The sequence below is a fragment of the Verrucosispora sp. WMMD1129 genome, assembly GCF_029581255.1.
In the GTDB taxonomy this organism is placed as follows: domain Bacteria; phylum Actinomycetota; class Actinomycetes; order Mycobacteriales; family Micromonosporaceae; genus Micromonospora; species Micromonospora sediminimaris.
The window spans coordinates 5,255,617-5,270,818 of the sequence record NZ_CP120741.1; the positions used below are offsets into that span (position 1 = coordinate 5,255,617).

Annotated in this window: 15 protein-coding genes; all 15 read left to right on the top strand. The window is 72.0% G+C overall.

What is annotated here, in order from left to right; genetic code table 11:
- Positions 1-85: 85 nt before the first annotated feature.
- The 15 genes from O7624_RS24560 (at position 86) to O7624_RS24630 (ending at position 15,148) form a co-directional block, all read left to right on the top strand.
- A complete protein-coding gene (locus O7624_RS24560; protein WP_282240746.1) occupies positions 86-1,576 on the top strand; it encodes a UDP-N-acetylmuramoyl-L-alanyl-D-glutamate--2,6-diaminopimelate ligase in 1,491 nt (496 codons plus the stop codon).
- Entirely contained in the window at positions 1,573-3,000 is a 1,428-nt protein-coding gene (murF, locus tag O7624_RS24565) for a UDP-N-acetylmuramoyl-tripeptide--D-alanyl-D-alanine ligase (protein ID WP_282237427.1), read from the top strand. Before O7624_RS24560 ends, murF begins: the two co-directional genes overlap by 4 nt.
- A complete protein-coding gene (mraY, locus tag O7624_RS24570; protein WP_282237428.1) occupies positions 2,997-4,130 on the top strand; it encodes a phospho-N-acetylmuramoyl-pentapeptide-transferase in 1,134 nt (377 codons plus the stop codon). The genes murF and mraY overlap by 4 nt, the downstream gene beginning before the upstream one ends.
- A gap of 318 nt (positions 4,131-4,448) precedes the next feature.
- Positions 4,449-5,858: a putative peptidoglycan glycosyltransferase FtsW gene (locus O7624_RS24575; RefSeq protein ID WP_093401552.1), complete on the top strand. Its 1,410-nt coding sequence runs from the start codon at positions 4,449-4,451 to the stop codon at positions 5,856-5,858.
- A complete protein-coding gene (gene murG / locus O7624_RS24580) occupies positions 5,858-6,964 on the top strand; it encodes an undecaprenyldiphospho-muramoylpentapeptide beta-N-acetylglucosaminyltransferase (protein WP_093401146.1) in 1,107 nt (368 codons plus the stop codon). Before O7624_RS24575 ends, murG begins: the two co-directional genes overlap by 1 nt.
- 31 nt (positions 6,965-6,995) lie before the next feature.
- Positions 6,996-8,528, top strand: a complete 1,533-nt coding sequence (murC, locus tag O7624_RS24585; protein ID WP_282237429.1) for a UDP-N-acetylmuramate--L-alanine ligase — start codon at positions 6,996-6,998, stop codon at positions 8,526-8,528.
- A 32-nt stretch (positions 8,529-8,560) separates the two neighbouring features.
- Entirely contained in the window at positions 8,561-9,340 is a 780-nt protein-coding gene (locus O7624_RS24590) for an FtsQ-type POTRA domain-containing protein (protein WP_282240747.1), read from the top strand.
- Positions 9,341-9,580: 240 nt separating this feature from the next.
- Entirely contained in the window at positions 9,581-10,696 is a 1,116-nt protein-coding gene (ftsZ, locus tag O7624_RS24595) for a cell division protein FtsZ (protein WP_093401143.1), read from the top strand.
- A gap of 9 nt (positions 10,697-10,705) precedes the next feature.
- A complete protein-coding gene (locus O7624_RS24600; RefSeq protein WP_282237430.1) occupies positions 10,706-11,455 on the top strand; it encodes a YggS family pyridoxal phosphate-dependent enzyme in 750 nt (249 codons plus the stop codon).
- Between the two features lie 193 nt (positions 11,456-11,648).
- The gene (gene sepF / locus O7624_RS24605) at positions 11,649-12,353 is read left to right on the top strand and encodes a cell division protein SepF (protein WP_282237431.1); all 705 of its coding nucleotides are present in this window, start codon (positions 11,649-11,651) and stop codon (positions 12,351-12,353) included.
- A gap of 29 nt (positions 12,354-12,382) precedes the next feature.
- The gene (locus tag O7624_RS24610) at positions 12,383-12,688 is read left to right on the top strand and encodes a YggT family protein (RefSeq protein ID WP_093401140.1); all 306 of its coding nucleotides are present in this window, start codon (positions 12,383-12,385) and stop codon (positions 12,686-12,688) included.
- A 44-nt stretch (positions 12,689-12,732) separates the two neighbouring features.
- A complete protein-coding gene (locus tag O7624_RS24615; protein WP_093401139.1) occupies positions 12,733-13,536 on the top strand; it encodes a DivIVA domain-containing protein in 804 nt (267 codons plus the stop codon).
- Between the two features lie 74 nt (positions 13,537-13,610).
- On the top strand, positions 13,611-14,183 hold the full coding sequence (locus O7624_RS24620) for a hypothetical protein (RefSeq protein ID WP_282237432.1): 573 nt from the start codon (positions 13,611-13,613) through the stop codon (positions 14,181-14,183).
- 10 nt (positions 14,184-14,193) lie between these two features.
- The gene (locus O7624_RS24625; RefSeq protein ID WP_093401551.1) at positions 14,194-14,499 is read left to right on the top strand and encodes a DUF167 domain-containing protein; all 306 of its coding nucleotides are present in this window, start codon (positions 14,194-14,196) and stop codon (positions 14,497-14,499) included.
- Between the two features lie 229 nt (positions 14,500-14,728).
- On the top strand, positions 14,729-15,148 hold the full coding sequence (locus O7624_RS24630) for a TraR/DksA C4-type zinc finger protein (RefSeq protein WP_093401137.1): 420 nt from the start codon (positions 14,729-14,731) through the stop codon (positions 15,146-15,148).
- Positions 15,149-15,202 lie beyond the last annotated feature (54 nt).

Below are 15,202 nucleotides of genomic sequence, written 5' to 3' on the forward strand. Positions count from 1 at the left end.
ACGGAGATTCAGGCGCGCCGTGCGGCCCGGACCGAGCGACCGGGTAGGGTCTGACGCCGTGCGCGGCAATCCTCGTCCCCGTTCCGTGACCGGGATCCGGCTCGGTGACCTGGCCGCCCGGCTCGCCGTGGCGTCCCCGACAAGTGCCGACCCGGTGGTGACCGGGGTGACCCACGCCAGCGGCGAGGTCCGTCCCGGTGATCTGTACGCGGCCCTGCCCGGCGCCCGACGGCACGGCGCGGAGTTCGCCGCCGCAGCGGCGAGCGCCGGCGCGGTCGCGATGCTCACCGATCCGGCCGGCGTCGAGCGGGCCGCCGACAGCGGGTTGCCGACCCTGGTGGCGGCCGACCCCCGCGCGGTGCTCGGCACGCTCGCCTCGGCCGTCTACGGCGATCCCACGGCCGGGCTGACCGTGATCGGGGTGACCGGTACCGCCGGCAAGACCTCCACCGCTTACCTGGTCGAGTCGGGGTTGCGCGCCGCCGGGCACACCACCGGCCTGATCGGCACCGTGGAGACCCGCCTCGGTGATCTGGTGATCGACAGCGTGCGGACCACGCCCGAGGCCACCGACCTGCACGCCATGCTGGCCGCCGCTCGCGAGCGTGGCGTGACCGCGGTGGTCATGGAGGTCTCCAGCCACGCCCTGGCGATGGGCCGGGTCGGCGGGGTGCGGTTCGCCGTCGGCGGCTGGACCAACTTCGGCTCCGACCACCTGGACTTCCACGCCGACGCCGAGGACTACTTCGCGGCAAAGGCCCGGCTGTTCGACGGCCGGTGCGCGGTCGAGGTGCTCAACCACGACGACCCGGCGCTGAAGGCGCTGTTCAAGCCGGCCACGGTCAGCTTCTCCGCGCTCGGGGACCGGGCCGCCACCTGGTGGGCCGACGAGCAGACCGGCGAGGGGTACGCGCAGCGGTTCACCGCGCACGGCCCGAACGGACTGACCCTGCCCGCCCGGGTGGCGTTGCCCGGCCGGCACAACGTGTCCAACGCCCTGCTCGCCATCGCCAGCCTGGTGGCTGCCGGGATCGACCCGGTTACCGCCGCCGAGGGCGTGGCCGCCTGCGGCGGCGTACCCGGGCGGCTGGAGTCGGTGGGCGTGGCCGGCGGGGTCCGCGGGGTGGTCGACTACGCGCACAAGACCGACGCCGTGGTGGCCGCGCTGGCGGCGCTGCGGGAACTCAGCACCGGCCGGCTGATCTGCGTCATCGGGGCCGGTGGTGACCGGGACCGGGCCAAGCGGCCGGCGATGGGTGCCGCCGCCGCGGCCGGCGCCGACGTGGTGGTGGTGACCGACGACAACCCCCGCACCGAGGATCCGGCGGTGATCCGCGCCGAGGTGCTCGCCGGTGCGCGCCGGGCCGGCGTGTCGGCCCAGGTGATCGAGGTCGGTGGTCGCCGGGCGGCGATCGACGAGGCGGTGCGGCTGGCGACGCCGGGTGACGTGGTGGCCCTGCTCGGCAAGGGGCACGAGCGGGGCCAGGAGATCGCCGGCGAGGTGTACCCGTTCGACGACCGGACCGAGCTTGCCGACGCGCTGCGGGGCCGCTTCGGGGATCTGGAGGGCCAGTGATCACGCTCAGCCTGGCGGAGGTGGCCTCGGCGGTCGACGGTCGGCTGGTCGCCGCCGATCCCGCCGCGCAGGTCACCGGCAGCGTGGAGTTCGACTCCCGCAAGGTCACCCCCGGTGGGCTGTTTGTCGCCTTCGACGGGGAGAAGGTGGACGGCCACGACTTCGCCGCTGCGGCGGTGGCGTCCGGCGCGGTGGCTGTCTTGGGTACCCGCGAGGTGCCCGGGGTGCCGATGATCGTTGTCGCCGACCCGTTGGCGGCGATGGGCCGGCTCGCCCGTGCGGTGGTGGACCGGCTGCCCGGGCTCACCGTGATCGGGCTGACCGGCTCGTCGGGCAAGACCACCACCAAGGACCTGATCGCCCAGTTGACCGCCCGGCTCGGTGAGACGGTGGCGCCGCCCGGATCGTTCAACAACGAGCTGGGGCACCCGTACACGGCGTTGCAGGCCGGCCCGACCACCCGCTACCTGGTGATGGAGAAGGGCGCCCGGGGCATCGGCCATGTGCGGTACCTCTGTGAGGTCGCGCCGCCGCGCATCTCCGTGGTGCTCAACGTCGGGGTGTCGCACATCGGCGAGTTCGGGTCGCAGGAGAACATCGCCCTGGCCAAGGGTGAGCTGGTCGAGGCGCTGCCGGCCGACGGCCTGGCGGTGTTGAACGCCGACGATCCGCTTGTCGACGCCATGGCGGCCCGTACGGTGGCCCGGGTGATCCGCTACGGCGAGTCGGCGCACGCCGACGTGCGGGCCGTGGACGTGACGCTTGACGAGCGGGGACGGCCCGCGTACACCCTCGTCACGCCGGAGGGCAGTGCGCCGGTGCGGCTCGGGCTCACCGGCCGCCACCAGGTCTGGAACAGCCTGGCCGCGGCGGCCGTGGCGCGGGAGCTGGGAATGCCGCTGGCCGAGCTGGCCACCGCGCTGGGCGCGCTCGGGCTGGTTTCCACCCGTCGGATGGACGTCTTCGAGCGCACCGACGGGATCACCGTGATCGACGACTCGTACAACGCCAACCCGGCGTCGACGGCGGTGGCGCTGCGGGCGCTGGGCGGCATCGGCGCGGGACGGCGTACCGTCGCGGTGCTCGGCTACATGGCCGAGCTGGGCGAGTTCGAGGCGCAGGGACATGCCGAGGTGGGCCGGCTCGCGGCCGAGCTGGGTGTGGACCGGTTGCTCGTGGTCGGCGAGGCGGCGGCGCCGATTCATCACGGGGCGACATCGGTAGGTGACTGGGGAGGAGAGTCGGTGCTGCTCACCGATCAGGCGGCGGCCGTCGAGGTGCTGCGCAGCGAGCTACGGCCGGGCGACGTCGTCCTGGTGAAGGGCTCCCGGTACCGGACCTGGGAGGTGGCCGACGCGCTGCGCGTCGAGGCCGCCGGGGGCGGTACGGGTACGTCGGCGTCGGCCGGGGGTGGCGCCGCGTGAGGGCGGTAATCGTGGCCATCGGGGTGGCCTTCCTCGTCTCGCTGTTCTGCACCCCGATCGCGATCCGGGTCTTCACCCGGCTCAAGGCCGGCCAGCCCATCCGGGCCGAGGGCCCGCAGATGCACCAGGGCAAGAAGGGCACGCCGACGATGGGCGGCGTAGTGTTCATCCTGGCCACGGTCATCGCGTACGTGGCCGGCCACCTCGCCCTGACCACGTTGCCCGACGCGCAGATCGCCCAGGTCGAGCCGACCATCACGGCGCTGGTGCTGCTGGGGCTGATGGTCTTCTGCGGGGCGGTCGGCTTCATCGACGACTTCCTGAAGGTGCGCAAGCGGCACAGTGGCGGCCTGAGCGCGCGCGGGAAGCTGCTCGGGCAGATCCTGGTCGGTGCGGTGTTCGGGGTGGTCGCGCTCTGGTTCCCGTCCACCATGACCGACGCCACCGGCGCGGTGACCAACACCGAGACGGTCGGCAGCACCACGCTCAGCTTCATCCGGGACATCCCGGCGCTGGACGTCACCAAAATCGGCGCGGTGGTCATCTTCATCTTCGTGGTGATGGCGGCGACGAACGGCGTCAACCTCACCGACGGTCTCGACGGGCTGGCCACCGGTGCCTCGGTGATGGTGCTCGGCGCGTACGCGGTCATCGCGTTCTGGCAGTACCGCCACTGGTGCGCCGACCCGGCGTACACCGCGAATCCGGACAACTACTGCTACACCGTCCGCGACCCCTTGGAGATCGCGCTGATCGCCGGAGCAGCGGCCGGCGCCTGCGTCGGCTTCCTGTGGTGGAACACCTCGCCAGCCCGGATCTTCATGGGCGACACCGGAGCGCTCGGCCTCGGTGGCCTGATCGCCGGCATGGCGATGTCGACCCGTACGATCCTGCTCCTGCTGATCATCGGTGGTCTGTTCGTGATCATCACGATGTCGGTGGTGATCCAGATCATCTCCTTCAAGACCACCGGCAAGCGCGTCTTCCGGATGTCGCCGCTGCAGCACCACTTCGAGTTGGCCGGCTGGAGCGAGGTCAACATCGTGGTCCGGTTCTGGATCATCGCCGGCATCGGCGTGGCCATCGCCCTCGGCCTCTTCTACAGCGACTTCCTGGCCAACATGGGCTGACCCACCGCGCTGGGCAGCGTTGATCAAGAGGTTTGGGTCGGGATCCGTAACGGATCCCGACCCAAACCTCTTGATCAACGCCTTGGGGTGGCGTGTTGGAGGGACAGCGGAGGGTGGTTGGCGCAAGTGCGACACGCCGACCGGGCCGTACCGCCCCGGTCGGGTGCCGGTAGCGGCGATGATGACGCTGTGGGGGAGGCGCGAGCAGACGACGTGGCAGTGGACCGCAGCCCGGCGCGTCCGGAGGTGTCGGTGACCGCGGTGACCGGACGCGGCGACGCCGAGGGGGCGTGGCGTGGGTTGGACGCGGTGGGGTCGTTGGCCGCGCTGCGGGGCCTGCTGTCCCGGCCGCTGGCCTCGTACCACCTGCTGCTGGCCAGCGCCGGGTTGCTGCTGCTGATCGGGCTGACCATGGTCTTCTCGGCCACCAGCGTGCGGGACTACGCCCTGGGTGGCAACGCCTCGGCGTCGCTGACCAAGCAGGCGATCTTCGCGGTGATCGGCATCGTGGCGTTCTGGGCCTGCCAGCGCCTGCCGGCGCGCACCTACCGGGCCCTGGGCCGGCCGACCCTGGCCGTCGCGGTGGGGCTGCTGGTGGTGCTGAACCTGCTGGTGGCGTACGGGCGGCTGACCGACGGCGACGCGAAGATCGGCCCGCTGGAGGCCCAGCTGCTCTGGCTGTACGTCGGCGAGGTCAGCCTGCAACCGTCGGAGCTGGCGAAGTTCGCGCTGGTGCTGTGGGGTGCGCACGTGCTCGCCCGCAAGGGCGCGGCGCTGGGTTGGTGGCGGGAGTTGGCCACGCCGTTGTTCCCGGTGGTGGGGCTGCTCTTCGTGCTGGTCGGCTACAACGACCTGGGCAGCATGCTCTGCCTGCTGGCCCTGGTGGTGGGGCTGCTCTGGGCGGCCGGGGTGCGGCTGCGGGTCTTCGCCGCGCTCAGCGCGATCGGGCTGCTCGGCATCGGCCTGCTGGTGGCGGTGGCCTCCCTCGGCGCCGGTTCGGGCGTACGGGGTGAGGAGAACTACCGGCTGGCCCGGCTCACCGTCTTCTTCAACCCGCCGCCGCTGGACGGATGCAAGGAGCAACTCTGCTACCAGATGGTCCAGGCCCGCTACGCCATCGCCAACGGCGGCTGGTTCGGCACCGGGCTGGGCCAGGGGCGGACCAAGTGGGCCTGGCTGCCGGCCGCGGAGAACGACTTCATCTTCGCGGTGATCGCCGAGGAGCTGGGGGTGGTCGGCTGCGCCGTGATCGTCACCCTGTTCGCCGTGCTCGGCTACACCGGCCTGCGCATCGCCCGTCGGGTCGACGACCCGTTCCGGCGACTGGCCGCCGCGGGCGCCACCGCCTGGCTCGTCGGGCAGGCGTTCATCAACATCGGCGGCGTCATCGGGCTGTTGCCGCTGACCGGCGTACCGCTGCCGTTCATCTCCGACGGCGGCAGCGCCCTGGTGGTCACCCTCGCGGCGGTCGGCATGCTGGCCTCGTTCGCCCGCGCGGAACCCGATGCGGCCCGGGCCCTGCATGCCCGTCCACCGGCCCGGTGGGTCCGACTAGTGTGGGCACCGTTGCCGCCGCTTCCCGGCCGGCGGCGCCGCTCGGCGCCGCCGTCGACGGCCCGGGGCTCCGTGCCCCAGGCACGCAAGCGGCGTAGGGACGACCAGGCCGCGTCGCGTGGCGCCCGGGACAGCCGGGGTCGCAGCGGGTCGGCGAGCGAGAGGAGACGTTGATGGGTCCGCTGCGTTCGGTGGTGCTCGCAGGAGGTGGCACCGGGGGGCACATCTACCCGTTGCTCGCCTTCGCCGACTGCCTGCGCCGGCACGACCCCGGCGTCCGGATAACCTGCCTCGGCACACCGAAGGGCCTGGAGAACGAGCTGATCCCGCCGGCCGGCTACGACCTGCGGAACATCCCTGCCTACCAACTGCCCCGGTCGATCAACATGAACCTGGTCCGTACCCCGGGCCGGATGTGGACCGCGGCCCGCGCGGCCGGCAAGGTCATCGACGAGGTACGCGCCGACGTGGTGGTCGGCTTCGGCGGGTACGTCTCGGTGCCGGCCTATCTGGCCGCCTGGCGGCGGGAACTGCCCATCGTGATCCACGAGGTGAACGTGCCGCCGGGGGTGGCGAACCGGTTGGGCATGAAGTTCACCAAGCACGTCGCCGTCGGTTTCCCGCACCAGCCGGCGCAGGCGGAGTCGCTGCGCGACGCCCGGGTGGTCGGCGTGCCGCTGCGCCGCAGCATCGCCGGGCTGGACCGGGCGGCGATGCGTAACGCCGCGCGGGCCCACTTCGGGCTCCGCCCCGACCTGCCGGTGCTCTTCGTCGCCGGCGGCTCGCAGGGCGCCCGGTCGATCAACCTCGCGGTCTCCGGGGCGGCGAAGGAACTGGCCCGCAACGGCGTCCAGGTGCTGCACGTGATCGGCGCCCGCAACGAGCCGGTGTCGGTCCCGACGGACCTGCCGGTGCCGTACGTGACGCTGCCGTACCTGTCCGACATGGACGCCGGGTACGCGGCGGCGGACCTGATGCTCGGCCGGGGCGGGGCGATGACCTGCGCCGAGGTCGCCGCGATCGGGCTGCCGACGATCTACGTGCCCTACCCGCACAGCAACCAGGAGCAGAAGCGTAACGCACTGCCGGTGGTCGAGGCCGGTGGCGGCCTGCTCGTCGACGACGCCGAGGTGACTCCGGACTGGCTCGAACGTACGGTCATTCCGCTGATCCGCGATCCGCAGCGGCTGCACGCGATGGGTACCGCCGCCGCGGCCTACGGGCGGCGCGACGGCGACGAGGCGCTGCTCAACTTCGTCTACGAGGCGGTTACCCGGTGACCCCGCAGTCGCGAACGAAAGGCTGGTCCCGATGACCACGTTCAGCCCGGCGGGCACGCTTACCGCCGAGGATCTCGGCCATATCCACCTGATCGGCGTGGGCGGGGTCGGCATGAGCGGGCTGGCCCGGCTCTTCCTCACCCGGGGCCTGCCGGTCTCCGGCAGCGAGCTGCGCGAGTGGCCGTCGCTGGCCGGCCTGCGGGCGCTCGGCGGGACGATCCACATGACCCACGAGACGGCCAACCTCGACGGGGTCGACACTGTCGTGTACTCCTCGGCGATCCCCGCCGATCATCTGGAGATGGTCGAGGCACGCCGCCGCGGGCTGCGGGTGCTGCACCGCTCGGAGGCCCTGGCAGCCGCGATGACCGGTCGCCGTACCGTGGCCGTCGCCGGCACCCACGGCAAGACCACCACCACCTCGATGGTCACCATGGTGCTGCAACAGGCCGGGGCCGATCCGTCCTTCGTGATCGGTGGGGAGATCTCCGAGGTCGGCTCGGGGGCACACCACGGCACCGGCGAGTACTTCGTGGTCGAGGCCGACGAGAGCGACCGTTCGTTCCTCATCTACCGTCCGTACGTCTCGATCGTCACGAATGTCGAGGCGGATCACCTGAACACCTACGGCGACCTGGCCAACCTGGAGGCCACCTTCGCCGAGTTCGCCCGGCTCACCGACCCGGAGGGGTTCGTCATCACCTGCGCCGACGACGCGGGTGGCCGGCGGCTGGCGGCGACGCTGCGCGCCGAGGGGCGTCGGGTGTACACCTACGGGGAGGCCGAGGACGCTGACCTGCGACTGACCGACATCGCCTCCTCGGCGCGGGGGGTGCGCTACCTCGCCCACATCGACGGTCGCTCGCTGGGCGAGTTCCGACTGCCGGTGCCGGGCCGGCACATGGGGCTCAACAGTGCCTCGGCGGTGCTGGCCGCGTACCTGCTGGAGCTGCCACTGCCGGCGGCGGAGGCCGCGCTCGCGGCCTTCCCGGGGGTGCGCCGACGTTTCGAGCGCAAGGGCGACGTCGACGGGGTGCTCGTCTACGACGAGTACGCCTACCACCCGACCTCGATGACGTTGGCCCTGCGGACGTTGCGCGAGGTGGCCGGGGAGGGCCGGCTGATCGTGGTCTTCCAGCCCTACCGGCTCTACCGCACCCGGGAGTTGCAGGCGGAGATCGCCGAGGCGCTGGCGATCGCCGACGAGCTGGTGCTGCTGGAGGTCTTCGGGCCGGGCGAGGAACGTGCCCCCGGCGAGGGCTCGACGGCGCTGGTTGAGGCGGTGTCGCTGCCGGCGGAGCGGAAGGTCTTCGTCGACACGTGGGAGGCGGCGCCGGCCGAGGTGGCCCGCCGGGCCCGGCCGGGCGACGTGGTGGTGACGATGGGGGCTCCGCCGATCTCGCTGATGGGTGACGAGTTGTTGGCCGCGTTGACGGCGCGTACCGCCGGTGCGTCGGCGCTGACCGGCACCGTCGCCGGCGGGGCGGCTGGCGGGTCGACGAGCATCGGGGGCAGCGTTCCCGGAGCCGTCGGCGTGGACGGCGCGGCGCCCGTCGCGGAATGAGTCCCGGTCCGGCCCGGGGGCGCGGCACCGGTGTGGACGGTGGCGCGGGGCGTCGCCCCGTGCGCCGGTGGCAGTTGGTACGTGCCGGCAGCGACGCGGTACCCGCCTCGACCCGGCGGTTCATGGCCCGGGCCCGGCGTCGGCGGATGCGCGCGGCGTTGCCCTGGGCGGTGGCCGCTGGTGTGGTCGCGGTGGCCGGGCTGGTGGCGTGGACGCTGCTGGGCACCGGCCTGTTCGGGGTACGCGAGGTTCGGGTGGAGGGTGCCGAACTGGTGACGGCGGTGCAGGTGCGGGACGCAGCGGGCGTGCCGGACGGTGCTCCGTTGGCCCGGGTGGACCTGGCCGCGCTGGCCGGCCGGATCGGTGCCCTGCCGCCGGTGGAGCGGGTCACCGTCACTCGGGACTGGCCGGACGCGTTGGTGGTACGACTGACCGAGCGTACGGGTGTGGCGGTGGTGCCGCGCGGGGAGCAGTTCGCGGTGGTCGACGCCGCCGGGGTGGTGTTCCGGACGGTGCCGCAGCGGCCGGACGGCCTGCCGCTGGTACGGCTGGCCACGCCCGGTCCGGACGACCCGGACACCCGGGCCGGTCTGGAGGTGCTCGGTGTGCTCACCCCGGAGCTGCTCGACCAGCTGGTCGAGATCAGTGTCGAGGGGCTGGCCCGGATCAGCCTGAGGTTGCATGACGACCGTACGGTGTTCTGGGGCGACGCGACCCGTGGTGCGGACAAGGCGCGGGTGGCCACCGCGCTGCTCGACCAGGATGCGGCCCGGATCGACGTGAGCGCGCCGGATGTGGTCACCTTCCGGTGAGCGACCGGTCAGTGGTGAGCCGTCTCGCTACACCGGCGACACGCCGGAGAGGTCCTTGGCTCATCGCTCGGCTGCGCTTACGTTGCCCCGAAGAGGATCAGTGGTTGACATAACTCTAACCCTCTAGTAGAGGGTGAGGGTTTACCTCTCGACCTCGGTGGTGGTAACTGCGTCGACCGTCGGTCCGGCCAGGCCGTAGCTCGGTCGGGGAGTAGCCGATCTCGAAGGAAAGGACCGGAGATGACACCTCCGCACAACTACCTGGCGGTCATCAAGGTCGTCGGCATCGGGGGTGGCGGCGTCAACGCCGTCAACCGGATGATCGAGGTTGGGCTCAAGGGCGTCGAGTTCATCGCGATCAACACGGACGCGCAGGCGCTGCTGATGAGCGACGCCGACGTCAAGCTCGACGTCGGCCGCGAGTTGACCCGGGGGCTGGGCGCCGGCGCCAACCCGGACGTCGGCAAGAACGCCGCCGAGGATCACCGCGACGAGATCGAGGAGGTCCTCAAGGGGGCCGACATGGTCTTCGTGACCTGCGGTGAGGGTGGTGGCACCGGCACCGGCGGCGCGCCTGTGGTGGCGAACATCGCCCGGAAGCTCGGCGCGCTGACCATCGGTGTGGTCACCCGCCCGTTCTCCTTCGAGGGCAAGCGCCGCCAGGTGCAGGCTGAGGCCGGCATCGACGAGCTGCGTAACCAGTGCGACACCCTGATCGTCATTCCCAACGACCGGCTGCTGGCGCTCGGCGACCGCAACATCAGCATGATGGACGCGTTCCGGACGGCCGACCAGGTGCTGCTCTCCGGTGTGCAGGGCATCACCGACCTGATCACCACGCCAGGTCTGATCAACCTCGACTTCGCCGACGTCAAGAGCGTGATGAGCGGCGCGGGCAGCGCGCTGATGGGCATCGGTAGCGCCCGGGGCGAGAACCGCGCGGTCGAGGCCGCCGAGGCCGCCATCTCCAGCCCGCTGCTTGAGCAGAGCATGGACGGTGCCCGTGGCGTGCTGCTCTCCATCGCCGGTGGCTCCGATCTCGGCCTGTTCGAGATCAACGACGCGGCCCAGCTGGTCACCGACGCGGCACACCCGGACGCGAACATCATCTTCGGTGCGGTCATCGACGACGCGCTCGGCGACGAGGTGCGGGTCACCGTGATCGCGGCGGGCTTCGACGGTGGCACACCGGCGTACAAGGCGGCCGAGCCGGCCCGCAAGACCAACCAGAACCAGCCGGCACAGCCGAGCACACCGATCCTGCCGTCGCCGGCCGCGCCGGCCGCGCCGCAGTCGCCGCGTCGGGTGCTCTTCGACGACGTGGATGTGCCCGACTTCCTGAAGAACGGGTCCTGAACACCGCCGATGACCGACAGCCAAGCCCCGGCGAGAGCCGACCGGCGCGCGGAGATCGCCGCCGGGCTCGCCCGCGTACGCTCCCGGATCGCTGACGCCTGCGCGGCTGCGGGCCGGGACCGGGCGGAAGTGACCATGATCGCGGTTACCAAGACCTACCCGGCATCCGATGTGGTGACTCTGGTGGGCCTCGGCGTGACCGACGTGGGGGAGAACCGTGACCAGGAGGCGGCGACCAAGGCGCCGCAGGTCGCCGCCGCCGGGGTCGCCCCGCGCTGGCATTTCGTCGGCCGCTTGCAGCGCAACAAGGTCAAGTCGGTGCTGCGGTACGCGGACGTGGTCCAGTCCGTCGACAGCGTCCGCCTGGCGTCCGCGTTGGACGCCGGTGTCACCGCCATTGGCCGGGACCGGCCGTTGGACGTCCTGGTGCAGGTCAGCATCGACGGAGACGCGGCCCGGGGCGGTGCCGTGCCGGACTCGGCCGATCCGGACGCCGGCCTCGGCGCGGTCACCGAGGCGGTCGCCGCCGCCGGTGGGCTGCGGCTGGCCGGCCTGATGGCGGTGGCGCCGCTGGGCTGGGAGCCGGAGCGCGCCTTCGCCCGGCTGGCGACCATCGCGGCGCTGGTGCGGGCGGACCATCCGCAGGCGACGGAGCTGTCCGCCGGCATGAGCGGCGACCTGGAGGCAGCGATCGGTCACGGCGCGACACATGTCCGCGTCGGCAGCGCGTTGCTCGGAATGCGTCCCACGCTGCGGTAGCCTGGCCGCGAGGGAAGCAAATTACATCAGTGTTGTTTGTGGGAACGGCCTTCCCGGCGACGGGGGGCGTGACGTGCAACGCGAATTGCGCGTCGGGGGATTGCCGTTCCAGTCCGGTGGGCAGGGATGGTCCACTCGCGACAGGCGACACGGCGGGGGCGTGTGCCGCACGGCGGACGGGAAGGGCGCGGGGATGGGTGCACTGCGCAAGGCGGGGGTCTGGCTCGGACTGGTCGAAGAGGACGACGAGCGGGCCTACGACGACGGTGGCTACGACAAGGGTGGCTACCGGGAGTCGCGCTACCGGCAGAGCCGGTACGCCGAGGAGTTCGCCGACGAGGAGGAGGAGCCGGAGGAGCCGCCGGCGCCGCGTCCACGGTTGGGTGACCGTGGGCGGCTGAGTGAGCGGTCGGGCCGGCTGGGTGAGGCCGAGCGGCTGGAGTCCGAGCGCCCGGAGCGGTCTGAGCGGTCCGAGCGGTCCGAGCGGTCCAGTGTCCGGTCGATCACCAGGTCGACCGGCGAGCCGTCCGGCGCGCTGACCTATCACACCCGGGACAATCTCGCCCTGGCGCCGCAGGTGCAGCCGCGCGAGCGCCCGCTGGTGCCGGAGGAGGAGCAGCGGTACCAGATCACCACGTTGCACCCGACTACCTATCGCGAGGCGCGGACGATCGGCGAGCACTTCCGCGACGGGGTGCCGGTGATCATCAACCTCACCGAGATGGATGAGGCGGATGCCCGCCGTCTGGTGGACTTCGCCGCCGGGCTGGCCTTCGGGCTGCGCGGTACGATCGAGCGCGTGACCAACCGGGTGTTCCTGCTCTCACCGGCCAATGTCCAGGTCACCGCGGAGGACAAGGCCAAGATCGCTGAGGGCGGGTTCTTCAGCCTGAGTTGACCCGCCCGACCCGAGGGACGTCGCCTGCCGTGTTGTCGATCTTGTTACAGGTCCTCTACCTGACCACGTATGTCTTTCTGATCGTTCTTCTGGCCCGTTTCGTGCTGAGCGCGGTGTTGCAGTACGGCCGACGCTGGCAGCCCGGTCGGGGAGCGTCAGCCGGACTGGAATCCGTGTGGAGCGTCACTGATCCCCCGCTCCGGGCGTTGAGGCGTGTGATCCCTCCGCTGCGAATTGGTACCGTGAGCATCGACCTGGCCTCCCTTGTGCTCCTGGTTATCCTGTTCGTGCTGATGAGGTTTGTGTTAGAGCCGGCGATCATCAGGACCGCCTGATGACCGACGCGCTATCGCGGCCGCAACTGACCCGAGGAGTTTCGATGCCGCTGACCCCGGCCGACGTCCACAACGTCGCCTTCAAGAAGCCGCCGATCGGCAAGCGGGGCTACGACGAGGAGGAGGTCGACGCCTTCCTGGACGAGGTCGAGCGCGAACTCGCCCGTCTGATCGAGGAGAACAACGAACTGCGCGCCCAGGTGGAGCGCGGTGGACGGGGCGGTGCCCCGGCCGGCCCCGGCGGCGACGCCCGCCTGGCCGCCGAGCTGAACGACGTCAAGGCCCAGCTCGACCGGGTGCAGCGCGACAAGGCCGCCGCCGAGCAGGCCGCCCGCGCCATGCAGGCCGAGCTGGAGCAGGTCCGCTCCGTCGGTGTCGGTGGCGCCGTGGCCGGCCCGGACGGCGAGCAGCAGGCGCTGCGCGTGCTCATGATGGCCCAGCGCACCGCCGACGACCACGTCTCCGACGCTCGCCGCGAGGCCGACCAGCTGCTCTCCGAGGCCCGTTCCAAGGCCGAGGAGGTCACCCGCGAGGCCCGTGCCAAGGCGGACGCGCTGGAGCGCGACGCCCGGCAGCGGCACCAGGAGGCCATGGGTGGCCTGGACGCCAAGCGCACCGCGTTGCAGAAGCACATCGAGGAGCTCAAGCAGTTCGAGCGCGAGTACCGCACCCGGCTCAAGGCGTACCTGGAGAGCCAGCTGCGGGACCTCGACGGCCGCGGTCAGGGCCTGGAGGCCGAGATGACCCGCGGCGAGGGCGCCCGGGCTGCCGGCAACGGGCTCGCTGCGGCGGGTCTCGCCGGTTCCTACGGCGGGGGCCGCTCCGGCGCGCTTGAGGCCGGTCGCTGAACCGGGTCGGTGACTGCCGCCAGCGCGGCGATCACCCGCCCAGCCTCATCGGTACGACACGGCGAGGGTGAGCCATGATAGTCATCAGTCTCGGGCTCATCCTCGTCGCTGTGGTGCTGCTGGTCTTCGGCCTGGCTGGTGGCTCCAGCCCGCTGCTGGTCGTCTCGATCGGGGCCAGCCTGCTGGCCGCCGTGGCACTTGTCGCAGGCGCCCGCCAGGCGGCTGGCCGGGCCTCGGCTCCCAGCGGCGATCCGGCGGGCCAGACCCGTCGCGACGGCGACGGGCGTGGGTGGGGCATTCCGAACCAGCAGACCTCGGCAACCGTGGACACCGGCGATGTCGGGTGGCGGCAACCACCCGGCTCGCCGGTTACCGAGCCGCGCGAGCGGTCGGGTGTTGCCGACGAGTACGACGACGAGCCTGCCGCCGAGGAGACCACGGCGGAGCAGGCCGCCCGGGTGGCCCGCCTCGCGGACGAGGTGCGGGTCGTCGACGGCCGGCCGCGGTACCACCTCGACGGGTGCCCGCACCTGGTCGGCCGGGAGCACGAGCCGCTGCCCGTCGCCGAGGCGGTCGAACTCGGTTTCACCCCCTGCGCGCACTGCACGCCGGACACCGTGTTGCTGGCGGAGACCGAGCGCCGCTGACGTGGCCCCGATGGACGATGCGCTGGTTGTCGCCGTACGGGTGAAGCCGGGCGCCTCCCGGGCCCGCGTGGGTGGCCGGTTCGACGGCCCGCACGGGCCCGCTCTCGTCATCGCGGTGCACCCACCGGCGGCGGACGGTCGGGCCACCGAGGCCGCCCGTCGCGCGTTGGCTGCCGCGCTCGGCGTCCGGCCGGCCGCCGTGTCGCTCCGCACCGGTGCGGCGAGCAGAGACAAACTCTTCCTGGTCACGCCCTCCGGGCCGGATCTGATCGGCCGGCTGAGCCAGCTGCGGGACGGCGCGGAACCGACCGGCTGAGTGTCGGACATCTGCTAGCGTTCCCTTTGCCCTGAAATGGCGGTAACCGGGGTGGAACGGGCGTCGCGGTGCGGCACGTTGTCGGACGCCTTTACGTTCCGTATCCTTGCCAACCTCCGGAGTGCGCGGCCCCGTGGCCGCGCGCCCGTTTTGTACCTGGGGCGGCCGATGCGGCGGCCCCTGTCGAGGCGTCGCGGGCAACCGCGGCTCCGTGGCCGAGGGAGCGACGATGGCCAAGCCAGCCGACACCAGGACCGCAGGCCGCAAAACTGCGGCGAAGTCCACCCGCAGCGCCGCGGAGACCGAGAAGATCCGAGCCGCGTTGGCGGCCCGGCACGAGGAACTGCGAGCCGAGTACGATCAGACGCTGAGCGAGATCACCGAGCTGCAGCGCGACCGCCTCACCGACTCGGCCGGGGACGACCAGGCCGACACCGGCACCAAGACGTTCGAGCGGGAGCAGGAGATCTCCCTCGCCAACAGCATCCTGGAACGGATCACGCAGGTCGAGCGCGCCCTGGAGCGTCTCGATGAGGGTGGCTACGGCTGGTGCGAGCGATGCGGCAACCCCATCCCGGTGGAGCGGCTGGCCGCGTTCCCGTCGGCCACTCTCTGCGTGACCTGCAAGCAGCTGGAGGAGCGGCGCTGACGGCACGTTCCCCGGCGTGAGTGCGCAGCGGTGCGACCGTACCGCCGCGATAGT